The sequence below is a fragment of the Pedobacter mendelii genome (assembly GCF_014635725.1).
Classification (GTDB): Bacteria; Bacteroidota; Bacteroidia; order Sphingobacteriales; family Sphingobacteriaceae; genus Pedobacter; species Pedobacter mendelii.
Genome location: NZ_BMDJ01000009.1, coordinates 66,297 through 91,262, shown reverse-complemented (window position 1 = coordinate 91,262; position 24,966 = coordinate 66,297). Strand labels below are relative to the sequence as shown.

19 protein-coding genes are annotated in these 24,966 nt (G+C 36.0%); 9 read left to right on the top strand and 10 right to left on the bottom strand.

Translation table 11 applies throughout. The features are described from left to right. Positions 1-15 precede the first annotated feature (15 nt). Both IEV50_RS14870 and IEV50_RS14865 read left to right on the top strand, forming a co-directional pair. Complete coding sequence (locus IEV50_RS14870; RefSeq protein ID WP_188415798.1) at positions 16-1,041, top strand: hypothetical protein; 1,026 nt, start codon at positions 16-18, stop codon at positions 1,039-1,041. Beyond that, positions 1,007-3,466 carry a hypothetical protein gene (locus tag IEV50_RS14865; RefSeq protein ID WP_188415796.1) on the top strand — a complete coding sequence of 820 codons (2,460 nt, stop codon included), beginning with the start codon at positions 1,007-1,009 and terminating at the stop codon, positions 3,464-3,466. Before IEV50_RS14870 ends, IEV50_RS14865 begins: the two co-directional genes overlap by 35 nt. 101 nt (positions 3,467-3,567) lie before the next feature. On the opposite strand, the gene rsgA is transcribed toward IEV50_RS14865, so the two are convergent. Then, complete coding sequence (rsgA, locus tag IEV50_RS14860; RefSeq protein ID WP_188415794.1) at positions 3,568-4,488, bottom strand: ribosome small subunit-dependent GTPase A; 921 nt, start codon at positions 4,486-4,488, stop codon at positions 3,568-3,570. Positions 4,489-4,579: 91 nt separating this feature from the next. Further along, positions 4,580-4,768, bottom strand: coding sequence for a hypothetical protein (locus tag IEV50_RS14855; RefSeq protein WP_188415792.1), 189 nt, complete (start codon positions 4,766-4,768; stop codon positions 4,580-4,582). Positions 4,769-4,947: 179 nt separating this feature from the next. On the opposite strand from IEV50_RS14855, the gene IEV50_RS14850 reads away from it, so the two are divergent. The 6 genes from IEV50_RS14850 to thrC all read left to right on the top strand — a co-directional run bounded on the left by IEV50_RS14850 (position 4,948) and on the right by thrC (position 12,556). Further along, entirely contained in the window at positions 4,948-5,397 is a 450-nt protein-coding gene (locus tag IEV50_RS14850; protein WP_188415790.1) for a GyrI-like domain-containing protein, read from the top strand. Between the two features lie 110 nt (positions 5,398-5,507). Continuing rightward, positions 5,508-6,080: a hypothetical protein gene (locus IEV50_RS14845; protein WP_188415788.1), complete on the top strand. Its 573-nt coding sequence runs from the start codon at positions 5,508-5,510 to the stop codon at positions 6,078-6,080. 373 nt (positions 6,081-6,453) lie between these two features. Further along, a complete protein-coding gene (locus IEV50_RS14840; protein WP_188415786.1) occupies positions 6,454-6,822 on the top strand; it encodes a hypothetical protein in 369 nt (122 codons plus the stop codon). Between the two features lie 796 nt (positions 6,823-7,618). Beyond that, positions 7,619-10,069, top strand: coding sequence for a bifunctional aspartate kinase/homoserine dehydrogenase I (gene thrA / locus IEV50_RS14835; RefSeq protein ID WP_188415784.1), 2,451 nt, complete (start codon positions 7,619-7,621; stop codon positions 10,067-10,069). An 88-nt stretch (positions 10,070-10,157) separates the two neighbouring features. Beyond that, complete coding sequence (locus tag IEV50_RS14830; protein ID WP_229746751.1) at positions 10,158-11,159, top strand: homoserine kinase; 1,002 nt, start codon at positions 10,158-10,160, stop codon at positions 11,157-11,159. Positions 11,160-11,242: 83 nt separating this feature from the next. Further along, entirely contained in the window at positions 11,243-12,556 is a 1,314-nt protein-coding gene (gene thrC / locus IEV50_RS14825; protein ID WP_188415782.1) for a threonine synthase, read from the top strand. A gap of 203 nt (positions 12,557-12,759) precedes the next feature. Here thrC and IEV50_RS14820 read toward each other — a convergent pair whose 3' ends face one another. Further along, positions 12,760-15,093, bottom strand: coding sequence for a glycoside hydrolase family 3 protein (locus IEV50_RS14820; RefSeq protein WP_229746750.1), 2,334 nt, complete (start codon positions 15,091-15,093; stop codon positions 12,760-12,762). A 162-nt stretch (positions 15,094-15,255) separates the two neighbouring features. Here IEV50_RS14820 and IEV50_RS14815 point away from each other — a divergent pair, with 162 nt between their 5' ends. Beyond that, positions 15,256-15,990, top strand: a complete 735-nt coding sequence (locus IEV50_RS14815; RefSeq protein ID WP_188415780.1) for an NUDIX hydrolase — start codon at positions 15,256-15,258, stop codon at positions 15,988-15,990. Here IEV50_RS14815 and IEV50_RS14810 read toward each other — a convergent pair. The 7 genes from IEV50_RS14810 to metH form a co-directional block, all read right to left on the bottom strand. Further along, complete coding sequence (locus IEV50_RS14810) at positions 15,980-17,503, bottom strand: glycoside hydrolase family 10-like protein (RefSeq protein WP_188415779.1); 1,524 nt, start codon at positions 17,501-17,503, stop codon at positions 15,980-15,982. The genes IEV50_RS14815 and IEV50_RS14810 overlap by 11 nt on opposite strands. A 134-nt stretch (positions 17,504-17,637) precedes the next feature. Beyond that, complete coding sequence (locus IEV50_RS14805; RefSeq protein ID WP_188415777.1) at positions 17,638-18,057, bottom strand: tail fiber domain-containing protein; 420 nt, start codon at positions 18,055-18,057, stop codon at positions 17,638-17,640. A gap of 82 nt (positions 18,058-18,139) precedes the next feature. Next, the gene (locus tag IEV50_RS14800) at positions 18,140-18,445 is read right to left on the bottom strand and encodes a hypothetical protein (protein WP_188415775.1); all 306 of its coding nucleotides are present in this window, start codon (positions 18,443-18,445) and stop codon (positions 18,140-18,142) included. 117 nt (positions 18,446-18,562) lie between these two features. Continuing rightward, positions 18,563-19,378, bottom strand: coding sequence for a DUF2971 domain-containing protein (locus IEV50_RS14795; RefSeq protein ID WP_188415773.1), 816 nt, complete (start codon positions 19,376-19,378; stop codon positions 18,563-18,565). A gap of 6 nt (positions 19,379-19,384) precedes the next feature. Further along, positions 19,385-20,338, bottom strand: coding sequence for a methylenetetrahydrofolate reductase (locus IEV50_RS14790; protein WP_188415771.1), 954 nt, complete (start codon positions 20,336-20,338; stop codon positions 19,385-19,387). A 93-nt stretch (positions 20,339-20,431) separates the two neighbouring features. Beyond that, a complete protein-coding gene (locus tag IEV50_RS14785) occupies positions 20,432-20,806 on the bottom strand; it encodes a four helix bundle protein (RefSeq protein ID WP_188415769.1) in 375 nt (124 codons plus the stop codon). A 193-nt stretch (positions 20,807-20,999) separates the two neighbouring features. Next, the gene (gene metH, locus IEV50_RS14780; RefSeq protein WP_188415767.1) at positions 21,000-24,845 is read right to left on the bottom strand and encodes a methionine synthase; all 3,846 of its coding nucleotides are present in this window, start codon (positions 24,843-24,845) and stop codon (positions 21,000-21,002) included. Between the last annotated feature and the right edge of the window lie 121 nt (positions 24,846-24,966).

The following is a 24,966-nucleotide window of genomic DNA, read 5'->3' as shown; positions in this document are numbered from 1 at the left end:
GAGAATCTTATAAATATGCGCAAGATAAGTATTTTAGTAATTATTGCACTTCTGTTTACCGCTTGTAAACCGAAATCTACTGTGCACACTACTTTCTATTTCTGGAAAACAGTTTATAAAAATCAAAAACCAGAAACAGCAGCTTTGGCAAGTCTAAAATCGAATTTTTTATACGTTCGCATTATGGACGTGGATATAAATCCCAATATTCAAGAACCCGTTCCTATTTCGCCGATAAGTTTTAATGATGTGCTGCCGAAACAAATTGATATTATCCCGGTAGTGTATTTAGTTAACCATATTTTTAATAATCTAACTGAGTCCCAAAGCTTGCTGTTGGCAAATCGCGTTTCGAAATTTGTAGCTGCAAAGGTTAAACAAGCTGGAAAGCTAAGCTTTAAAGAACTACAAATAGATTGCGACTGGACCAGAAGTACACGTGACAAATACTTTAATTTTTTAAACCAACTTAAAACAAATCCCTTGTTAAAAGGTAAAGAGATCTCCGTTACATTAAGGCTGCATCAAGTTAAAAACTTGGTTTCAAGCGGTATTCCGCCTGTACGAAAAGTTATGCTGATGTGTTACAATATGGGTAATCTTCGAAAATACGGGAAACAAAATTCTATTTTAGACATGCAGGAGATGGAAACTTATCTCAAAAATAAGTTAGAAACTTATCCACTAAAAATGGATATTGCCTTACCCCTCTTTAGCTGGGCTGTTGTGTTCAGAAAAGAAAAATATGCAGGCATTTCAAAGCGATTAAGCAAAGAAAAACTCAATGATAAGAAACTTTTCAAAAGAAGAGGAAATTCTATTCTATACGATTTGCAGACAGATTATCCGCAAGCAGGATTAAGAAAAAGTGATGTAATACGATGGGAAGAAATTTCTTTGAAAGATTTGCTTGCAACATCCAAATTTTTATCCCGATATTTAAACCCGGAAGATCGAAATCTCGTCTTCTATCATCTCGACACCGACCTTTTAAAAACGTTTAAACATGACAACCTTCAGAAAGTTATCGATAATTTTTAGCGCATTTTTTTTAGCCTATTTTGGCGAAATTGCTGTAAACATTGCTTGTGGTGGCGAAGTAGATCCGTACGATTATTACGTTTCTTATTTCCATAATAACACACAAGGTGATGAATATTCTTCTTTCGCTTTTACCGAAATGGCTTATCTATATAGCGAAGACAATGTTGAAAATGAAGCAGATATAAATAGCAAGGAATGGGCAAAATTCCTTGATGCAAAGGAAGCTGATGTTTACAAAGTAATGTATAATGTTGATAGTGCAACAAGCATTAAACTATCTGGATATAGCGGAAAATCGATTACTGAATTACCTGACAGTTTGCACAAAAATTCTTTTTTACTTGCATTAACGAAAAACAAAGCGGCTTTAAATTATTATTCTTTTGCAAAAAGCTGTGAACCACTGGCAAATTCTACCTGGAATGAATGGAACCCAGAACCAAGAGACTCTACAGCTATGGAAGTTAAAGCCAAAGAGGCTTTGACATTAACAACAGCTGAAAAAAATGATTTTTTGAAGTTGCGTTACGCCTATCAATCAGCAAGAATGTTTCACTATTCGGGTAATTATACAGATTGCAAAATGGTTTATGAAAAATTTATAAAACCTACAAAAAGTACAAGCGCTGTTAAAGGTTGGGGCGAGGCGCTGTATGCAGGTTCTGTACGAAAATTGGGTAACCCTGAAGAAGCAGCTTACATTTTTTCTAAAGTTTTTGCTAGTAATCCTGAACGCAGGGTACAAGCCTACAAGAATTATTATTATACAAGTTCTCCTGCAAATGGAGCCTTAAAATACGCCAAAAATAATAGTGAAAAAACAAATATCTGGGCAATAAATGGATTCGGAAATTCAGAATCGGACATGGAGAGTTTGCAAAAGGTATATCAATATAATCCAGAAAGTTTATTAACTGGGGCCTTGTTAGTTCGGGAGGTAAACAAGCTTGAAAAAGACCTTATTAAAGATAACGATATTGCTAAAATTAGCTATAGTTATTATTTCTCAGGAAGTGAAAACAGTAAGCGATACCGAGATAGCATACAAAACCTAAACCTGAAACACCTCAACCAAATCAGAGATTTTTCTATAAAACTGGCAACCGAAAAAAAATATCCTCAACCCGAATTAGGCAACTTAACTGCAGCCTATTTATCGTGGATGGAAAATAAAGATGCTCTTGCATCCAGTTATCTAAAGCGTTTAAATCCCGAAAAGCTAACGGAAAGATTACGCGATCAATATCGAATTGTAGATTTATTAATCAAATCTAAAAACATACAAAAAGGAAATCCTTTTAACGAAAACGATTTGTTGCCAACGCTAAAGTGGCTGGATGAAAAACGCTTTGAAGAAAATAAAGAGCAACTTAAAAACCAAAACTATTATTACAATTGGGCAGGAAGTGCAAATAGTCGTTTTACTTTAACCACTAGAAATTTTTATCAGCAAATTTTAGCGCCGGCTTACATGAAAATGGGTGATACCGCAAAAGCAGCACTCGCAATGGTTAAAGGAGATTTGAAATATAAAACATTAAATGAAAACTCATTATTTAAAAATATAAGTTATGAAACCACATCATTTTGGCAAAAATATTTGAGTCCGAAAAGCATGCAGAACCTTGCAGGTTTAAAAAATGCAAACCCGGCTGATAATGTTAGCGGCTTACTTTCTAAAGCACTAAATCAATTGAAAGATGATGATTTCTATGAGCTTTACGGAACTACCTATTTACGTACGCATCAGTATGACAAAGCCGTTCAAATGTTCAATAAAGTTTCTCCAAAATATAATTATTTTAGTCCTGAGAATTGGTATGCCAGCGAGGGTGAAACCAAGCTTTATGCCAACCCTTTCATAGAAACTATTAATGATTTTCCAAAAAAATATGTCTCAGCAAAAACATCGATTACTAAAAAAACATTTGCTGCAGAAATGCTTCGTTTGCAAAAATTAATAGTAAGCGATAAGAAAAATGTATCATTATACTATTATAAAATGGCAAATGCTGCTTACCAAACAGGTTATTATGGGAATAGTTGGTTTTTAATCAGCTACGACTGGTCTTCTTACGATAACAGCAGTTCCCCAAAATTTGGTTACGATGTTGATTATAAAAAAGCGCAAACTGCTAAAGCCTGGTATTTAAAAGCAAGGGCTTTATCCACCAATACAAATTTCAAAGCAAAATGTACTTTTATGCTGGCAAAATGTGCGCAAAAGCAAATTATTATGAATTATAATACGGTTTCTTTCAGTTACTATGATACAAAGGATGTGAAATATCAGAATTTTTTAACGGCAAATTACCATAATCCTTATTTTAAGGAGTTAAAACTTAAGTATGCTAAAACGCCGTTTTACACAACAGTCTCTGGTGAATGTAGTTATATGAGAGATTTTATTACCACAAAGTAAAAAGACTAAAGCTGAAAGACCAAAGAATTAGAAACTAAAAACCAAGTCGACCGTGCTGTTATAAACATCGTCATTTTCGCTTTAGTCTTTGGTCTTTAAGCTTAATGCCTTGTATCGTTATTATGATAAATACTCAGGTAACTTTCGTATCTCGAAACGGCAATATCGCCTTCGTTTACGGCTTCAATCACTGCACAGCCAGGTTCATTTATATGGCGACAATTATTAAACCGACAATTATGCGAAGTTTTAAAAATTTCCCTAAAAAAATGACCGAGTTCTTCTTTTTCAATATCAATAACCCCTAATTCTCTAATTCCTGGTGTATCTACAATAAAACCACCTTGAGGCAGCTCAAACATTTCGGCAAAAGTGGTAGTATGCTGGCCTTTATCGCTCCAATCAGAAACCTCGCCAGTTCGTAAATCTCTATCAGGTAATAAAGCATTAATTAAACTCGATTTTCCAACTCCTGAATGACCTGAAATTAATGTAATTTTATTTGTAATTAACTCCTGAATAATTGGAATATTAATACCTTTTAAGGCCGAAACCTCATAACAAGGATAGCCGATGGATTGATAAATTTCCTTAAAATCTTGCAGAATTTCTAAACCTTCCTTACTAAATAAATCAAGTTTATTAAACACCAAAACTGCAGGCACATCATAAGCCTCGGCCGTAACCAAAAACCTATCTATAAACCCTAAAGAAGTTCTAGGCGATGCAAGCGTTACAACCAAAATGGCCATATCCAGATTAGCAGCCAGAATTTGAGCTTGCTTACTTAAGTTAATCGACTTACGGATGATATAGTTTTTCCGGGGTAGCATTTCGTTAATCAAACCCTGATTACTATCTTTCTCCAAATCGAATTTCACACGGTCGCCAACCGCAATTGGGTTTGTTGTTTTAATCCCTTTAATCCTAAATTTGCCCACAATACGGCAATTGTAACGTTCGCCATTATCGGCCAAAACGTTGTACCAACTCCCTGTAGATTTAATAACTAAGCCCTGCATATTTGTAACAAAGGTATGAAAAGGATGGAAGATGTTGGAGGTAAAAATGGAAGATGAAATTGAAATTGATTTGGAAAGCAAAACCTGTTTTTCATTTTAGTGTTAATCCCGCTGTGCGCTTTATTCCGATGAAAAATCGGGGATGCTCGCTCCCATCGGGTTTAAAGACAAAAGAAACTGCAATAAAATTTGAGTTTTGGCTAAAGCCCCTTTCTACTAATTTAATTTCATCAGCTAAAGCAGATGGCAATGAAGAATGAACAGATTTATTAAATGCCATCTTTTTTGATTTAGAAATAGTGCCCAATATGTTAGTTTCGCAAATTCATTGCCGGTTTCAACCAACGGATATATTATAAAGATTCAGTTGGCTTTAGCCAAAATATTTAAAACAGCGTTGTGGAAAACATAAACTCAAAATGCCTTTTACAAGCAATATCTTCGTTTAAAATCTAAACCATGGAAAATTTTAAAATTATCGGCATTTCGGTAGTAACCACCAATCAAAATAATCAGGCGGCAACAGATTTAGGCCTACTTTGGGGCAGGTTTTACAATGAACAAATCTTTAATAAAATACCAAATAAAGAAAGCGAAGATGTTTATGCCATTTATACTGATTATGAAAGTGATTACACCGAAAAATATACAACCATTATCGGGCAACGAGTAAGCTCTTTAGATAATATCCCCGATGGTTTAGTGGGCAGAGAGATTAACAACGAAAGGATTTTAAGATATTTTGCAAAAGGTGAAATGCCAAATGCCGTTGTAGAAACGTGGCAGGAAATATGGGCTAATGACGTTACTTTAAAAAGAACTTATGTTGCAGATTTTGAGGTTTATGGCGCAAAATCTCAGCAAGGTGCAGAATCGGAAGTAGAGATTTATATTGGGATTAGGAGTTAGCGTTACATTTTCATTTAGCTTACGGGAAACCGTAAGCTAAATTAATTGATTAATTTAAATTTACCAATAGTTTTTTATTGCTATTCATTTTCATATATAACAATTTTAATATGTTTTTCCTTAAAGCTTTTTTCCAGAAATCCGAGGTTGTTCTAAATATAAAAATTATTATAGAAAGGCAATCTGAATTTGAAATACTTAGCAGAACAGATAAGTCAAATGATAAGGATTTAATACTTTTTTCTTTACTATTTTATGCCAGAATTTTAAGAGTCTCATCATCTAAAAAAGAAAAGGAGGAGTTAATTAAAAATTTTAATATTTGGTATTTAGCCTTTGAGGAGAAAAATTTTGATGAAACATTCATTAATTTAATGTTAAACACTTATGGAAAAGCAATAATTTATCCAGAACGTATTTTTACAAAATCTCGTGAAATTAGAATGAGAAAGGTTAAAAATGGCAATTTTTATCTTGACATGAAACCTGTAATTGTTGACCCAATTTCTTCAATTGTTTATCATGTATTCAAATTTGCATGGGAAGCTGTATCTTCTCAAAATAAGAGAAATATAATTGAAGCTTACTCTTTATTGAGTACTGGCTATTTAGCCAATGGCCTTTCAATTAAATCTGCAGTAGATTCTCCCAATCAAATTATAAATGATTTGATTAAATTATAAGCTTAGCTAATTACCAAATTAAATCTCTCACTCATGAAATTATTAAAAATTTATCTACCCTATATTGGAATGTTACTACTATTATGTTTTAGTACATCCCAAATGATTCAAGTTAAAAAACTTAAAAAGGAGTTAATTTTTGCAAAAGATAATTTAGCAGATTCAGAATCTAAACTTGAGGTTCTCGACGATAAATTAGAAAATATACAATCGAGAGTTTCAGATTTACAGAGCTCAATACAGATTTGTATGAAAACAGGTCATCAGAAAGCATCGAAGATGCTGAAAGTGAAGCAGATGATTTGAGTTCAGATATCGATGATGTTGAAAACGATTTAAATGATTAATTACCTAAACTTATTATATAACGCTTATGTGTCGTCTAATTATTATTTCACTATTTTTTATTGGCATATTCTTCAACTCAAAGACTAAATCGGACAAATATGATATTGAGGAATTTTACTCTGGAAAAGAGGTTGAAGCAACATCTATATTTTTAAATTCATCAGATGATATTGCAGACGATATAAAAACAGAACTTCAAGAATTTGACCTAAGATTAGGTAAATATTCAATATCAGTATCTAAAATTGATGATAATTTATATAAGGTGGATGGAAAAGACATTTATATAAAAACAAAGTATTGCCATGAATATGCGACAAGAGATGATGTAATTCTCTTAGTTACTTCTAATAGTGGTTATACAAAAGGAGAAATAATTTTTAATCTTGAGTAACTTTGATTTTTGATGTAACCTAAAAATTTTTTGAACAATAACCAACCCACCCTGCGGGCACCCCTCAAGAGGGGAATTTAAAATTTCCTAACCCACCATATCGGCACCAAACTCAAATAGTACCTCAACCTGAATTTCAATAAACCTGACAGCCACGAAAATACTTTTTACTGCACTACACTAATAAATAGATTGCCGCGTCGTTCCTCCTCGCAACGACGCTTATGGATGGCACTGCAGAAATCAAAAAGATTGTAGTAAATGGCAGGGCTGCTGCAACCGAAATGTACAGAACCTTGCTTTTCTAATTATTTTTTGTTCTATTCTCAATCGAAATATCATCCTGAGCTTCCCGAAAAATACGGACAAGTTGACGAACGACAATTTCAAGCTATAAAATAAAAAGTCTTCGACAAGCTCAGACTGACAAATAATTAATAAAACCCAAATTGGTTTCGAGTTCAAAAAATGCAGTTATTTCATCTGATTAAACGTTTTATTAAAAAGTCTGAAAGAAAATTCAAAAAATAGTTGCATTTTAAAAAAATTATCTTCTACTTTACGGTGTACAAAGTACACAAAGCAACATGAATTTTAACACATCAATTATTACAACGATTATTATTACCACCGGAGAAAAACTGGGAGGCTAAGTTGTTGTAAATTAAAAACATAAAAAACACAGAAAGCGTCCCGACCCAAGTCGGGACGCTTTTTTTTTAAACCAAAACAATTGAAAACTGCACAAAAAGATAATTGACAAGCAAGTGTGCATGATTCATTAAAACCCAGAAAAATGAAAGTATTAAAATTCGGCGGCACATCCGTAGGTTCGGCCGAGAACATTAAAACGCTGCTAAGCATAGTGGCCAAAGAAAAATTACAGAGCAATCCGGTAGTTGTATTATCGGCAATGAGTGGCGTAACCAATTTGCTAACCGATATGGCCGAAAGCGCCGAACGGGGCGAAGATTACGATACTTCTTTAAAAGAAATTGAAGCAAAACATTTCGCAGTTATTCGCTCGCTTTTGCCAGCAGCGGCACAAAACCCGGTGTTTACGCGTTTAAAAATCTTCTTTAACGAACTGGAAGATTTATTGCAAGCCGTAACCAATCTTCGAGAATTGAGTTTGCAAACCAAAGACCAGATTTTAAGTTATGGCGAACGCTGCTCATCTTTCATGATTGCACACATCGCATCGCAACAATTTGAGGAAGCACTTTATGTTAATGGTTCAGAACTCATTAAAACCGATAGCAATTTCGGACAGGCAAGGGTTGATACCGAACTTACTGAAATCTTGATTAATGATTTCTACCAGGCAAATAAAGGTAAAGTTTTGTTTGTTACGGGTTTCATCGCCAGCAATGCGGCAGGTAGAGTGACAACATTAGGTCGCGGTGGTTCTGATTATACCGCCGCAGTTTGGGGATCAGCTTTAAATGCAGAAGAAATCGAAATTTGGACGGATGTAAACGGCATGATGACTGCTGACCCACGCATCGTAAAAAAGGCTTTCTCGTTGCCTGAATTGAGTTATACCGAGGCAATGGAATTAAGTTATTTCGGGGCGAAAGTGATTTATCCTCCAACGATGATTCCGGCTTTTATGAAGAAAATTCCAATTGTTATTAAAAATACTTTTGAGCCTGATTTTGCCGGAACTTATATAAAAAGTGATGTAAAAGCATCGAGATTACCAATAAAAGGCATTTCTTCTATCGACCATATCAGCATCATTAACTTAACCGGAAGTGGCATGGTGGGTAAGGCTGGTTTCAGCGGTAGATTATTCTCTTTACTTTCTCGCGAACAGATTAACGTGGTGTTGATTACGCAATCTTCATCAGAGCACAGCATCACTTTCGCAGTAAAACCAACCGATGCCGGACAGGCAATTGCCTTAATAAAGAAGGAATTTGAACTGGAACTAGATGCCAATAAACTGGCTTTACCGGAAGTTGAAAATAACTTAGCCGTTCTAGCCATTGTTGGCGAGAACATGAAACGTACCCCGGGCATGAGCGGAAGATTGTTCAACGCTTTGGGTAGAAACGGCATTAATGTTAGAGCGATTGCTCAAGGTTCATCGGAGTATAACATTTCGGTAATTATTAGCGCAGCAGATTTATCGAAAGCAGTAAATGCCGTTCACGATGCATTCTTTACCGATTTGAAACGTACACTAAATATTTTCTGTTTAGGCACCGGAAATATCGGCAAAACCTTGTTTAAACAACTCAGAGAACAAATGCCTTTCCTATCTGCCAATAACGATTTACAAGTTAAAGTTGCGGGCATCAGCAACACCAGAAAAATGATTTTTAGTGCCGAGGGTTTATCGCTTGAAGATTGGGAAAGCAATTTAAATACCAACGGCGAACAGGCTGATTTAGCTGGTTTTGTGGAACGTATGAAAGCGCTAAACCTACCAAACTGTGTTTTTGTAGATAATACCGCAGCAGAAACACCTATCGAATTTTATCAGGGAATTTTTGAGAGTAGTATTTCGGTAGTTACCTGTAATAAAAAAGGGAACTCTGCAGATTTCGCTCAATACAAATCTTTCAAAGATACTGCCCGTAAGTTCGGTGTCGATTTTTATTACGAAACCAATGTTGGTGCCGGTTTGCCTATCATCCGTACATTAAGAGAGTTGATGATGAGTGGCGATAAGGTTGCTTGCATCGAGGCGATTTTATCTGGAACAATTTCTTACATCTTCAATAATTTTAAAGGCGATGCTGGTTTTTACGAAACCGTAAAAGAAGCACAGGAATTGGGTTACACAGAACCAGACCCACGTGATGATTTGAATGGAAAAGATTTTATGCGTAAAATGCTAATTCTTGCTCGTGATGCAGGTTACCCTTTAGAGGCAATTGATGTAAAAATTGATAATATTTTACCTGAGGCTTGTTTAAATGCAACTTCTGTTGAAGATTTCTACTCAGAATTACAGAAAAACGCTGCGTATTTTGAAGATTTAAAAACCAGAGCGGCTAATGATAAAAAAGTTCTCCGCTATATTGGTAAACTGGAAAATGGGAATGTAGAAATCAGCTTGCAAATGGTTGATGATAGTCATCCGTTCTATATGCTTTCGGGAAGTGATAACATCATCTCATTTACAACGGATAGGTATCATGCTCGTCCGTTAGTAGTAAAAGGTCCGGGTGCTGGTGCAGAGGTTACAGCCGCTGGGGTTTTTGCAGATATTATTAATGTGGGTTCTTTAAGCTAAAAGTAGAAAGACTAAGCAATAACCCAATTAAATAATTAATAGGATAGCCTAAGGTTTCAACCCCTGGCAACAAAAAAATAAATAGATAATGTCGAATAACAATTTAAGCTCCACCGAAACATTAGATATAACCGATGGAAAGGCAAGTTCCCCATTAGTGGGCCGGGGGGTTAGAGTTTTCGCCCCTGCGACCGTTGCTAACGTAGTTTGCGGTTTCGATGTACTTGGTTTCGCTGTAAACGAACCTGGAGATGAGGTTGAGATGCGCTTAACCGATACGCCTGGTGTAATCATAAAAAGAATTACTGGTGATGATGGTAAGTTACCATTAGATGCTGCAAAGAATACGGTTAGCGCAAGTGTTCAGCATTATTTGCAACACATTAATCGGTTAGATGTTGGTGTTGAGATTGAACTGCATAAAAAAATGCCAATCGGTAGCGGATTAGGCTCGAGTTCTGCCAGTACTGTTGCGGGCTTATTTGCCATAAACAAATTGATGGGCGATTTATTAACCGCAAAAGAATTGGTTCCATTCGCCATGAAAGGTGAAGAACTGGCTTGCGGTTATGGGCATGCCGACAATGTTGCTCCTGCCATTATGGGTGGCTTTGTTTTGGTTAGAAGTTACGAGCCGCTAGATGTGATTTCTCTTCCAACTCCTGCAGGTATGTTCGCTGCGATTGTGTATCCACAGGTTGATGTACCAACAAAAGATGCCCGACAGATGATTCGTAGCAAGGTTTTTTTAAAGGACGCTGTAACCCAATGGGGAAATGTTGCCGGCTTGGTGAGTGGTTTATTCATGAATGATTTCGATTTAATCGGCAGAAGTATGAAAGATGTTCTGGTAGAACCAACCCGCTCCATTTTAATTCCGGGTTTTGAAGAAATGAGGAACCTGGCCACGGAAAACGGTGCTATTGGTTTCGGAATTTCTGGCTCTGGCCCATCTGTTTTTGCCTTAACCAAAGATGAAGAAACAGCTAAAAAAATTACTAAAGCACAACAACAACATTTACATAAACTAAATATTAACAGCAAAGCTTTTGTTTCTTCGGTTAACGCTGAAGGACCGAGAGTAATGTAAGAAAGGCAGGAGGTTTAAGGTTAAAGGCGTAAAGGTTAAAGCGCCCAAACCCTAAACCTTAAACCCTAAACCTTAAACCACCAATGAAACTATATTCAACCAATAATAAAAACTTACGTATTTCCTTTAAAGAAGCTGTTTTTAACAGCATGCCGCAAGATAAAGGTTTATACATGCCTGTAGAAATTCCACAATTGGACCCTGATTTCATCAAGAACATTGAGCAGTATTCTTTACCTGAAATTGCTTATAAAGTAGCCTCTGCATTATTAAGGGATGAAATTCCGGATGAAGATTTAAAAGCTTTAATTGAAGATGCCATAAACTTTGAAGCACCTGCTTTAAAGCTTGATGAGGATACCTACGTGCTGGAACTCTTCCACGGACCATCATTAGCTTTTAAAGATTTTGGCGCTCGCTTCATGAGCCGTGTGATGGCTTATTTCTTAAAAGATGGCGAACAACTACTTGATGTTTTAGTAGCCACCTCTGGTGATACTGGCGGTGCGGTTGCACTAGGTTTTCTAGGTGTTCCGAATACAAGGGTTACCATTCTATATCCAGAAGGAAAGGTTAGTCCGATACAGGAATTACAGTTAACCACCAACGGACAAAACATTAGGGCTATTGAAGTTAAAGGTACTTTTGATGATTGCCAGGCTTTGGTTAAACAAGCTTTTGCAGATGAAGAATTAAACGCAAAATTTAGGTTAACTTCTGCTAATTCCATTAATATTTCGAGGTTAATTCCTCAAACATTTTATTACTTTAACACCTTTGCCCAGTTGAAAAAACAGGGGTTTGATGAAGTGATTTTTTCTGTTCCAAGTGGAAATTTCGGAAACATTGGTGCGGGTTTATTGGCTTATAAATTAGGCTTACCAGTTAAAAAATTTATCGCTGCAACAAACATCAACGATACCGTTCCACGTTTTCTTGAAAGTGGCATTTATGAAACGAAACCATCAACCCAAACTTACTCCAATGCAATGGATGTGGGTGCGCCAAGCAACTGGATTCGCATAATGGATTTGTTTAATCAGGATGTAGAAGCTTTAAAAAAAGTAGTTACTTCTTATCGTTTTAATGATGAAGAAACACTCGCTGGCATTATAGATATTGATGTTAAATTTGATTATGTTGCTTGTCCGCATACTGCAATTGCATATTTGGCAATAGAAAAATATAGAAAAGAAAAACCTGAAGATAAAAGCGCTGCAGTATTTTTATCAACAGCACATGCTTGTAAGTTTCCAGATATTTTTCCATCAGATATTGCTGCTAAAATTGAAATTCCAGAACAAGTAAAAGCTTTAGAAAGCAAATCACACCATGCTGACAAGTTAGGTGTAGATTTTGAAGGCTTTAAAAACTATTTGTTAAGTAGGGTCAATTAACAATCATCCCATTAATTTCAGCAAAGGATTAGGTTCAGTTGAGTTGTTTATCTTTAAAATCAAAAAAGCCTGAAATAAAAGCAGTTTTGAAATTGCTCATATCCTTCAAATTAAAAGCAGGCATCCTTTTTACTTGATAAAAACAATGCCTGCTTTATTTATTTTAGTGAATAATAATTGTTGCTAAATAAAACTTGCAGCGACTATTTTTTATACTTCTCTGTTCGTGCATCTTTAATAATGCCTTTCCAGCTTAAGCCATAGCCAAAATCGTAGCTGTTACCCTCAGTATCTTTATGTGTAATTAAATCAAAAGGAACATCTTCTTTCTGCTCTTCTACAGTTTTCATGTTCGCCGGCATTTGCAATGGCAGCAAGCCAGATGGTTCTGTTCTGCCCGAAATTACATCTAAAACTGCCTGAGTAGAAACACCAAAATTTAAAACTATACCGTTAACGTTTTTCTCAAATTCATTAAAAACCATTGGTTTTGATGCCGTAACTGAAACAATTACTGGTTTGCCATTCATCATTTCTTTAGTATCTAAAATGGTTCTCAAATCCATTGTGTTTGATACCGTAACCGTTTTGCCTTTATATCCTCTATCTTTTATCGTTGGGTCGATTACCGGGTCGCCAGCTGCAATACTTTTCGCTCTGGCATATTCAGCTGTATAAGTTCCATACTGCAAAGAAATTGGCACATAACCATTACTTCCCGCTGTTCTGTCGTTGATATCGTAACCACCTTCTGCACTCTGCGGACTTGAAACAAAAACGATTGCAAAATCTGCCTTTTCTGGGGCATCCGTAACGTTATAATATTTTTTAACCAAATCGATATTTACCGGATAATCTAACTTTGCAGCGGTATAAAAACCCCACCAATCCTTTGTAGGTGCAGAATATATTTTGGGTATATAAACGGTTTGCTTTTCTTTCAGCGGAAGAACATTTGCTTTGTTTTTTAATAACACTATCGATTTTAACTGTGCATCATACCCCGCTTTCATAAACTCGGCATTACCAACAACAGCTTTGGTTTCTTCAACATCTAAGTAAGGATTTTCGAAAAGACCAACACGGAAAATATTTTTAAGTAAACGAACGGCCGAACGCTCGAAACGATCACGCATGAACTTTTCTCCATATTCTTTTACGCCCATCTGGTAGGCTTCCAAAACAGGTTTTTTATCATTATTTCCACCAAATTGATCCACTCCTGCCATTAAAACTTTGTAGTGTCTCTCGGCAATAGTTAAAGCCTCGGCTCCCCACGGCTTACCTGCAAACAGGTTTGGTGTTTTACCTTCATCTCCAGTAACAGACCAATCGGTACAAACCACACCATCGTAACCATATTTATCGCGAAGTAAATCGGTAATAATGTATTTACTATAGCCATTGGCCACATTTTCCTTATACTTTTTATCTTGGTCGAACGTAATGGTATAATAAGGCATTACCGCTGAGGCTTTGCTAGTTTTGCCCTTCAATTTGAAAGCACCATTCACAAACGGGTCGATGTGCTGTTGTAAATTATTGCCAGGATAAACAGTAAATTTCCCAAAAGCCCAATGCCCATCTCTCCCACCTTCTTCTGCGCCGCCACTTGGCCAATGTTTTACCATTGCATTTACACTTTTATAACCCCAACCATCTTTAATTTCATCTTTCCCGTATGATGTTTGAAAACCATCAATGTAAGCTCTGGCCATATCCGTGGTTAACAGCGGGCTTTCGCCAAATGTCATCGAAATACGATACCAACGCGGCTCGCTACCTAAATCTATTTGAGGCGATAAAGCCGTTGAAATACCTAATGCTCTATATTCTTTTGCAGCAATTTGCCCAAACTGCTCAACAATTTTCGGGTCGAATGTTGCGGCCATTCCTAAACCATCTGGCCACATCGAAATTTTACCACCTGCACCTGCATTAAATTCGCTGGTTGCAATGGCCGTATGACGTGGGTCGGTACTGTTATTTGCCGGAATGCCTAAGCCAATACCTTCTACAAAAGCTTGCGCATTGTTATTCCAAATGGCTGCAATTTCTGGCGTTTGTACACTTGTTAATAAAACATGTCGAAGGTTATCATCTTTAAAAAAGTCTTTTTGCTGATCGCTTAAATCAGATGCTTTTGCCTTACTTTCAGGAAAAACCTTTCCATCATATGTGCCCATATTGTAACCAAAAAGACCTGCAGGCAAAGCCTGATGTCTGCTATAAAGCATTAATCCTGCAATTTGCTCAACTGTCATTTTCGAAGCTAAATCTTTAGCTCTTTCATCAGGCGTTAAACGCCAATCCTCATATTTATCAAGCTTGCCGTTTTTGTTTAAATCTTTAAATTTTAAACCGCCAACTGTTAAAATTTTTACGCCAGAGGCTGATGAATAGCCAAGCGTTGCACCGTTGTTATTTTTTACCGTAGTGAATTGCTGTGCACTAAGGCTTAAACCGCCTAGGAGGCTAATGATTAATGTTGATGTAATTTTTTGCATTTGGTTAGAATTTAGTAAAGTCTCAGCCATAATGGGAGATTTTTAATTGTCGAAGCATAAAAGCTTTTTAACAAGATAATTGATTAGAAATATCTGGCTAAATTTCATTGCTTCATAAAGAAGCAATGTATTAACTTTAGTTTAAAAAAACAAATCATTAATTTAGAAGTCTTTAAACTTTACCTTTTGTAAATGATCGTTCCTGATATATTAGATGCAAGTGCAGAATTTTGGAAAAAATCATTACCACATATTTCGATAGATTGTGTGGTTTTTGGTTTTCATGCCAACAGCTTAAATGTTTTAATGCTAAAACTTAAAAGCGCAGATAACTGGATGTTACCCGGTGGTTACGTAAACAAGAATGAAGCAATAAATGATGCTGCAAAAAGAGTTTTATTTGAACGTAGTGGAGCAGATAAAATTTTCTTAAATGTTTTTGGCGTTTTTGGTACGCTAAATCGTTCTGAGGATTTTTTTAAAAATTATCCTGATGATTTATGGCACAAGCAACGTTTTGTAACTGTGGGTTATTATGCGCTTGTAGATCATACACAGGTAACGCCTGTTACCGATTCGTATTCTGATAAATGTGAATGGATGCCGATTGATAATTTACCAACGATGGTGATGGACCATCAAGAAATACTAAATAAAGCACTTGCAACCTTAAGAGAGCAATTAAGCTATAAACCAATTGGTTACAATTTGCTTCCAGAAACTTTTACAATGCCGGAACTGCAAAGTTTGTACGAAACAATTTTAGGTCAGAAATTAAATAGAGGCAACTTTTACCGTAAAATAATGCGCTATAATATTTTGGTAAAACTTGATGAACCAAGAAAAGGTGGCGCACACAAAGCACCAAATTTATATCGTTTTGATGAAGAAAATTACAAAAAAGCCCTAAACGATTTTAATTGGTAGAACTTCTATCATCAATATTTATAATTTCTACAGCACTTTCATTACCAGTTCTATCTATAGCCGTTACCGAAATGCTTTGCAAACGTTGTTGAATCAATTTTGCTGCATCAGCATAGCTAACTTTAGGCACTAACAAAAACCTACTTTTATAATTTAGAATGGTGTAAGACCACTTACCGCCATAATTAGTATAAACGATGTATTTGAAATCATCATGCTTATCGGCTGGTTTCCAATCGATGTAAACATCTGTATTTCTATCTGCTAGAGTTACTTTAGGTTTTAGTGGTTTTTCATCATCCAACCAAGGCGATGCAGGAACCAAAGCTTCCGTTTTATAAGGACCCTTGAGTAAATCATTACGAAGCATTTCATTTTTGGTTAAAGCAGCAATGCTCCAATGAGCAACACCTGGAGATTTTGGCAACATACCCCGGCTTATCATAATTTGATTTATGATTTCATCGCTATTTTTTTCTCCACCACCAATACCGCTATTCAAACCCGGCCATAAATGCCGCTGTTTAGTATTTTCAGATTGCCACCAACCTAATAAAACAGGGAAACTTTGTGGTATATTATTAATCTGCCAGTACAATTGAGGCATAAAATAATCTATCCAACCTTCGTTTAACCATAGTTTCGCATCGGCATAAAGCTTATCATATTGATCAAAGCCTTTAATAGATTCGGGAAAGCCTGGTCTCCATATACCAAACGGACTGATACCAAATTTGACATATTTCTTTTCCTCTTTTATAATCTTGTAAACCCTCTGAATAAAAACATTTACTTGTTCCCGTCGCCAATCGCCACGAGCAAGTTGACCTCCATTTTTCTGGTACTCGGCATAGCTTTCCGCATCAGGAAAATCTTCCCCGCCGTTATATTCGGCATATGGATAAAAATAATCATCGAAATGAACTCCATCGATATCATATCTTTTTACAATGTCTTTAACCACTTCAGCGGATAAATCTTGAGTTCCCTTTTTTGATGGATCTAGCCACCAATAGCCTTGTTTTAATTTATAAACCAACTCTGGATGTTTTTTAACGACTGAAGATTCAGAAGGTTGACCGCCAGAAATATGATGTGCCCGGTAAGGATTTAACCAAACATGCAGTTCTAAGCCTCGGTCATGTGCTGCTTCAATCCAGAATTCTAACGGATCGTAATATGGCTTTGGGGCCTCACCTTGAACTCCAGTTAAAAAATACGACCATGGTTCTAAGTTACTTTTATACAAAGCGTCAGCCTGCGGACGAACCTGAAAAATTACTGCATTAAAATTATTTTTCTTTAACATATCTAATAAAGCAATTGCTTCATCTTGTTGTTGTTGAGTAGATAAACCGGGCTTGCTTGGCCAGTTAATGTTTGCCACCGTTGCAATCCAGGCTGCCCTAAATTCGCGTTGTGGTTTTGGTAATTCAGCTAAATTTGTTTGCTGAGCATTAACATTAAAGGCAACCCAAAAAAGTAAAATTAAGACAGTTAATTTATTTCTCATAATATTGAATGAATTATAAACATAAGCCATTTAAGCTGCAACCAAGCTAATATTTTAAAATTTTTACACATTTAGAAATAAAAAAAGCCGAGGTAATAAAACCCCAGGCCAAACCACATATTAAAATTAAAAATCTACTTTGTATTTTTTGATTTTAAGGAATCAACCTCGGCTCGTAATTGCTCAATTTGTTGTTGCTGCTCTTTAATACTACCAACTAAAAGCGGTATTAAGCTTTCATAATCTACCGTAGAAACCGTTGCTGTTTTAAAAGCATTTTTACCTGAAAGATAATCTTTAGCTTGCTTTTTAACTAAAAAGGGTAGAATTTTCTGAACATCGCTAGCTACAAATCCAATTTGAGATTTACCTGATAACTTTAATTTCTCTGCCCATTTTGAATCATAATTGAAGCTAACCGGCTGCAGTTGAGAAACAATAGAAACAGAATTATTTAATGGTTGAATATTGGTTTGCCCAATTTCTTGTGCACTAATTTTTAAAGATGCTGATATTAAAAATACAGCAAAAGATAATGAAATTGCTCGTTTCATAAGTTTATATAAATTATTGAAATGTGAATAGAAATACCTATCGGGATAATTCTCCGATATAGAAATCTTTTTGAGTAGATTGCTAGGAAATGCGAGATGGTGGAGGTGTTAAAACCTCTGGGAAATAAGATAATAGATCATTATTGGTTTGAAAAGCCTCTTTATCTTTTAATACAACAGGTATTTTGATATGCTGAACAGAAAACGATTGGTTATCGAAATATTCGGGTTCAATTTTCTTCTCCTCTTTCTCTCCGCTATCCTGATTAGCGATATTGTATTCCGTATTTTTAATAGAGACAATAAAAGCAGATACTATGCCAGTTATTTTAAGCAGCAGCATTGCTACAAAAAAACATATTAAAACATATTTAAAATCTGATTTCATTCCAACAAATATAACATCAACTTCCTGTAAGCAAAAAAAAATTCGTTAAAGTTGTGTCAGGTTTTTATGCAAAATAGTTTGCTCATTTGAAACTAATAAACATGGATTAATTAATTTTCAAATCTCTTCATACTCAACTCCAAATTCCTTCTCCTTTAACTTGGCAACATAAAATTTAACATTGTCATAGCCATCAATTTTTCTAACAAGTTGTTGAACTTTATGTCGGTCAGGTTCAGAACTATTATACCCAAATTTTATTGAAACGAGCGCCTTTCTTTTAAAATTTACCTTTCCTCTCCAAGGAAATACTAAATTTTCCCTTACTAGTCTGATTTCCGATTCATATTCCCATTCTTTAGACTTTGTTGCTACCAACAATCTGAATAATTGAAATTTACCTTTATCATTCGGCCAATTATAAATTGGGTATCTATTTGGATACTCTACTTTATACAAGAGTCTTGAAAATAAATCGGGATCTTTTGTTATATCAAAAGATAGACAAATTCCAGTATGTTTAGATCCGTAATGAGACCACATTAATAATGAGTCAGCACGTTCAGAAAAGCAACATATTCCAATTTTTGATACTGTATTTTTATCCGTTTCCTTTAATAACGCTAATCTCTTTAGTGGATTTTCGAAAAGTTCTTGTGATCTATTGGCTATAAAAGCAATACTTTTATTCCAATTATTTGATATATTTTCAGAAATTAGATACCTGAATAAATCAATAAATGAACAATCGCTTTGTAAACCTAAATTACAATCATATGGATCATTAAAATCTAGAGGATTGGAGAACCATAAATAATTATTACTTAAACTATCTAATAAATGTTCATCTATTCGAGAGTACCTACTTAAATTTCTATTTATAATAACACTATTTCCATCATCTGATATTATCGTAATTTCATCTCGTTCCATAATTAGCTAGAATATAGCTTTTGCAATTTGTTTGGTTTGTTCTGGTCGGCCCATAGTGTAAAAATGCAGCACCGGAACGCCAAAATCCATAAGTTCTTTACATTGCTTTATCATGGCTTCGGTACCGATTTCTTTAGCTTCGCTATTGTTTTTTGCATGAGATAATGCATCACATAATGGCTCAGGTAAATCGATATGGAAAATTTTTGGCAATACATTTAATTGAGAAAGTGTACTTATGGGTTTCAAACCTGGTATAATAGGCACATTGATATCATTCTCCCTACATTTTTTTACAAAATCGAAATATTTCTGATTATCAAAAAACATTTGCGTTACAATAAATTCGGCACCCATTTCAACCTTTTTCTTCAAGAACTTGAAGTCTGTGTTTAGGTTTGGTGCTTCAAAATGTTTTTCGGGATATCCGGCAACGCCGATACAGAAATCGCTTTTAAAGGTTTCTATATCTTCATGCAGAAACTTACCTTCATTATGGTTTTTTATATGTTCAATTAAATCGGTAGCATAACAATGACCGCCTTTAGTTGGCACAAAAGAATTGTCGGCAGCACGTGCATCTCCACGCAAAGCCAAAACGTTATCAATGCCTAGAAACTGCAAATCGATTAAAGCATTTTCGGTTTCTTCTTTAGTAAATCCACCACAAATTAAATGCGGTACGGCGTCGATTTTGTATTTATGAATAATTGCGGCGCAAATGGCAATGGTTCCAGGGCGTTTTCGGTAAGAAACTTTTTGCAGTAAGCCATTTTCCTGTTCTTTATAAATGTAATCTTCTCTTAATGATGTTACATCAATAAATGGTGGTTCAAATTCCAAAAGCGGATCAATAGCATCATATATCCATTGAATGCTTTGGCCTTTTATTGGTGGTAATAACTCGAAAGAGAATAAGGTTTTACCCTTTGCGTTTTTTATATGTTCGGTGATTTTCATTCTGTTGTGGGTTGCCAGTTTTTAGTTGCCTGTCAGGATGCTTAGTTACACTGTTATGGATTTTTATTTCTTTTATAGATGCTAATAAAAAAATTATTTAGCAAGATTTTGATAATATTTGATGAAGCCACTCAATAATTTTCTTGTGATTTCTACTTTCGATAGCAAAGCTTTCCCCAATGTTTCATTTATATAATTCTGGTCAGATGGGATATAAATCTGAGTTTCCAATTCATATAAAGAGCCTCTGGAAACAAAAAAGAATTGAATGCTATCTTTAGAATGGTTTCTTCCGCAGCCCTCTGCAATATTCGACGCGATGGATACAGCACATCTTCTCATTTGACTTATTAAGCCGAACATTTCTTCTTTAGGAAATAATTTCGTGGCATTATAAACTTCATTGGCAAAAACTCTCGCTTCTTTCCAAACGTCTAAATCTGTATATGCCTTCTTTTCTTTTTCCATTATTTTAATTTCACAGCATCTAACTATGTTTTGGTCGTTTATGTAGTCTTAAAAATTCACCAATCACAGGCAACAAATTAATACGATTTGCTAAACTTCCAAACCGGTAACTGACAACAGAAAACCGACAACAAACTAATACACCTTCCTAAACTTCCAAACCAGTAACTGACAACAGAAAACCGACAACAAACTAATACGCCAAATTCGGACTAAGCCATCTTTCCGCTTCTTCTATTGTCATTCCTTTTCTGGTTGCATAGTCATCAATCTGGTCTTTTGTGATTTTTCCTAAACCAAAATATCTTGATTCGGGATGGGCAAAATAAAACCCGCTAACCGCAGCTGTTGGATACATGGCGTAACTTTCGGTTAAGCGTAAGCCAATTTGATTTTCGGCATCAAGCAAATTAAACAAAGTACCTTTCTCAGTATGTTCAGGACAAGCCGGATAGCCTGGTGCCGGACGAATACCTGCGTATTCTTCTTTAATTAATTCGGTATTGGATAGGTTTTCATCTTTTGCATAACCCCAATATTCTTTACGCACCCGCTCATGCATACGCTCTGCAAATGCCTCTGCCAACCTATCGGCAAGTGCTTTAGCCATAATGCTGTTATAATCATCGTAGTTGCTTTCAAATTCTTCAACGAGTGCATCTATTCCAATCCCTGTAGTTACAGCAAATCCACCAAAATAATCCTGAATACCACTTTCTTTCGGGGCGATAAAATCAGATAATGCATAATATGGCTGACCATCTACTTTTTCTGCTTGCTGGCGAAGGGTATGAATGGTGATGGAAGATGGAAGATGTGAAATGGATAATGGGTTTTCAATTCCATTTTCCATTTTACCTCTTACATCCAAAACTTTAGCATCGGATAATGGATTTTCAAGTCCACTTCCCATTTTACCTTTTACGTCCAAAACTTGTGAATTGGATAATGGGTTTTCAGTTCCATCTTCCATCTTCCCTTTTCCATCAACAACATCTGAAACATCCAAAACAATATCATCTCCAACTGCATTTGCTGGCCAAAAACCGATTACACCTCTGGCTGTTAATAATTTTTCATCCAGAATACGTTTCAACAATGTTTGCGCATCATTGAAAAGTTTTTTAGCCTCATCGCCTACATTTTTGTCATCAAATATTTTAGGATAACTTCCACGAAGTTCCCAGGTATGAAAAAATGGTGTCCAATCAATATAAGGAACCAATTCTTCCAAAGGATAATTATTAAAAACCCTTGTTCCAGTAAATTCAGGAACGGGAAGGTTTTGCTGAAAATCTATTTTAAATTTATTTTCCCGCGCTTCGCCAATTGTTTTAAAACGCTTATCAGAACGTTTGTTTAAATGTGCTTCACGGGCTTTATCATATTCGGCTCGAATGCCTGCAACATAATCACCCTTCGTTTCAGGATTCATTAAAGTGCTGCAAACGGTAACACTACGGGAAGCATCCAAAACATGAATTGCTGGCCCTGAATAGTTTGGCGCAACCTTAACAGCGGCATGAATGCGAGAAGTTGTTGCACCGCCGATAATTAATGGAATGGTAAAACCTTCACGTTCCATTTCTTTGGCAAAGTGAACCATTTCATCTAATGAAGGCGTAATTAATCCGCTTAAACCAATAATGTCTGCATTAATTTCTTTGGCTTTTTTGATGATTTCCTGAGCAGGAACCATCACGCCCATATCTACAATTTCGAAATTATTACAAGCCAAAACTACACCGACAATATTTTTCCCAATATCGTGTACATCGCCTTTTACAGTTGCCATTAAAACCCGCCCTGCCGATGAACTTTGATTTTGGTCTGGATTATCTAATTTTTCCTGCTCGATGAAAGGCAATAAATAGGCTACAGCCTTTTTCATAACCCTTGCCGATTTTACAACCTGCGGAAGAAACATTTTTCCGGCACCAAATAAATCACCAACAATGTTCATTCCATCCATCAACGGACCTTCGATAACCTGAATTGGACGGGCATATTTCTGTCGGGCTTCTTCAACATCATCATCCAAATATTCTACAATTCCCTTCACTAGGGAGTGAGATAGCCTTTCCTCAACAGTTCCTTTTCTCCACTCTTCATCCCGAACAATTTCTTTGCCTTTACTTTTTATGGTATCAGCATATTCTACCAAACGTTCGGTAGCATCATCTCTTCGGTTAAGCAAAACGTCTTCAACCCTCTCCAAAAGCTCAGGTGGAATTTCCTGATAAACCTCCAACATGCCGGCGTTTACAATGCCCATATCTAACCCTGCCTGAATGGCATGGTACAAAAATGCAGAGTGCATGGCCTCACGTACGGTATTATTTCCTCTAAAAGAGAATGATATGTTTGAAACACCACCACTTACTTTTGCGTAAGGAAGGTTTTCTTTTATCCACCTTGTGGCATTTATAAAATCTACTGCGTAGTTATTATGCTCTTCTAATCCCGTTGCAACGGTTAAAATGTTCGGGTCGAAAATGATATCTTCTGCCGGGAAGCCAATTTCATTTACTAAAATATCATAACTTCTTTTACAAATTTCTTTTCTACGCTCGAAATTATCCGCTTGTCCCTGCTCATCAAAAGCCATTACGACAACCGCAGCGCCGTATTGCATAATTTTACGTGCACTTTCTCTAAATTTATCTTCGCCTTCTTTAAGAGAAATTGAGTTTACAATTCCTTTCCCCTGCAAACATTTCAAACCATTTTCTATCACCGACCATTTAGATGAATCGACCATGATTGGGAGTTTTGCAATATCAGGTTCTGAAGCAATAAGATTCAAAAATTTGGTCATGGCTGCCTCAGAATCAAGCATACCTTCATCCATATTTACATCGATTACTTGTGCGCCACCTTCTACCTGCTGCAAAGCAACAGCTAAAGCGGCTTCGTAATCGCCACCTAAAATTAATTTAGAAAATTTAGGCGAGCCCGTAATATTTGTTCTTTCACCAATATTTACAAAAATGCTTTCAGGCGTAATGGTAACAGGCTCTAATCCGCTTAAGCGCATAAATGGCTCAATTTTAGGGATTTTTCTTGGCGATGTTTTTCTAGCGTTTTTAGCGATACAGCTAATGTGTTCTGGTGTGGTACCGCAGCAACCACCTACTATATTCACAAAACCAGATTCAAGAAAATCATCTACTAAGTGTGCAGTTTCATGCGGTTGTTCATCATAAGCACCAAACTCATTTGGCAAACCCGCATTTGGATAAGCCGATACATAACAACCCGCTTTTGCAGCCAATTCTTCGATATGCGGGCGCATTTCTTTAGCACCTAAAGCGCAGTTAAAACCAATACTTAATGGCTTAGCATGCATAACAGAATTTAAAAAAGCTTCAGCGGTTTGTCCGGATAATGTTCTTCCCGAAGCATCGGTTATGGTGCCAGAAATCATAATTTCTAACTTCCGCCCGATTACTTCTTCATATTTTTTTATGGCTACAATGGCAACCTTAGCATTTAGCGTATCGAAAATTGTTTCGATTAAAAGTACATCCGAGCCTCCATCTACCAAGCCACGAACCTGTTCGTAATAAGCCGCTTCCAGTTCATCAAAATAAACCGCCCGATAACCAGGGTCGTTTACATTTGGCGACATAGATAAGGTACGATTTGTGGGACCAATTGCACCTGCAACAAAGCATTTTCTATCCGGATTTGCAACCATAAATTCGGTTACAGCTTCTTTGGCAACACGGGCACCTTCAAAACTCATCTCATACGAAAGATCTTCCATCTGGTAATCGGCCATGGAAATTCTTTGTGTACTGAAGGTATTGGTTTCAATAATATCTGCTCCAGAAGTAAGATATTCAAGGTGTATGGCTTTTATAATATCAGGACGAGTAATGTTTAGCAAATCGTTGTTGCCTTTAACATCGCAGGGATGGTCCTTAAATCTTTCCCCTCTAAAATCTTCTTCCGTTAATGTATAACGCTGAATCATGGTACCCATCGCACCATCAATCACTAAAATACGTTTTTCTAATTCTTCTCTTATGCTCATTTGTTTGTAGTAGCAAGTGGTCAGTATCAAGATTTTCCCTTAAACGACCTAACTGTAGGTGATTAGCAAAAAATATAAGACAAATCTGTCTCGATATATTATACTTTATACCTGATTCTTA

Bases quoted from the DNA above. Each gene is read 5' to 3' on its own strand.
- IEV50_RS14870 (WP_188415798.1), top strand. From the start codon at position 16: ATGCGCAAGATAAGTATTTTAGTAATTATTGCACTTCTGTTTACCGCT.
- IEV50_RS14865 (WP_188415796.1), top strand. From the start codon at position 1,007: ATGACAACCTTCAGAAAGTTATCGATAATTTTTAGCGCATTTTTTTTA.
- rsgA (WP_188415794.1), bottom strand. From the start codon at position 4,488: ATGCAGGGCTTAGTTATTAAATCTACAGGGAGTTGGTACAACGTTTTG.
- IEV50_RS14855 (WP_188415792.1), bottom strand. From the start codon at position 4,768: ATGGCATTTAATAAATCTGTTCATTCTTCATTGCCATCTGCTTTAGCT.
- IEV50_RS14850 (WP_188415790.1), top strand. From the start codon at position 4,948: ATGGAAAATTTTAAAATTATCGGCATTTCGGTAGTAACCACCAATCAA.
- IEV50_RS14845 (WP_188415788.1), top strand. From the start codon at position 5,508: ATGTTTTTCCTTAAAGCTTTTTTCCAGAAATCCGAGGTTGTTCTAAAT.
- IEV50_RS14840 (WP_188415786.1), top strand. From the start codon at position 6,454: ATGTGTCGTCTAATTATTATTTCACTATTTTTTATTGGCATATTCTTC.
- thrA (WP_188415784.1), top strand. From the start codon at position 7,619: ATGAAAGTATTAAAATTCGGCGGCACATCCGTAGGTTCGGCCGAGAAC.
- IEV50_RS14830 (WP_229746751.1), top strand. From the start codon at position 10,158: ATGTCGAATAACAATTTAAGCTCCACCGAAACATTAGATATAACCGAT.
- thrC (WP_188415782.1), top strand. From the start codon at position 11,243: ATGAAACTATATTCAACCAATAATAAAAACTTACGTATTTCCTTTAAA.
- IEV50_RS14820 (WP_229746750.1), bottom strand. From the start codon at position 15,093: ATGGCTGAGACTTTACTAAATTCTAACCAAATGCAAAAAATTACATCA.
- IEV50_RS14815 (WP_188415780.1), top strand. From the start codon at position 15,256: ATGATCGTTCCTGATATATTAGATGCAAGTGCAGAATTTTGGAAAAAA.
- IEV50_RS14810 (WP_188415779.1), bottom strand. From the start codon at position 17,503: ATGAGAAATAAATTAACTGTCTTAATTTTACTTTTTTGGGTTGCCTTT.
- IEV50_RS14805 (WP_188415777.1), bottom strand. From the start codon at position 18,057: ATGAAACGAGCAATTTCATTATCTTTTGCTGTATTTTTAATATCAGCA.
- IEV50_RS14800 (WP_188415775.1), bottom strand. From the start codon at position 18,445: ATGAAATCAGATTTTAAATATGTTTTAATATGTTTTTTTGTAGCAATG.
- IEV50_RS14795 (WP_188415773.1), bottom strand. From the start codon at position 19,378: ATGGAACGAGATGAAATTACGATAATATCAGATGATGGAAATAGTGTT.
- IEV50_RS14790 (WP_188415771.1), bottom strand. From the start codon at position 20,338: ATGAAAATCACCGAACATATAAAAAACGCAAAGGGTAAAACCTTATTC.
- IEV50_RS14785 (WP_188415769.1), bottom strand. From the start codon at position 20,806: ATGGAAAAAGAAAAGAAGGCATATACAGATTTAGACGTTTGGAAAGAA.
- metH (WP_188415767.1), bottom strand. From the start codon at position 24,845: ATGAGCATAAGAGAAGAATTAGAAAAACGTATTTTAGTGATTGATGGT.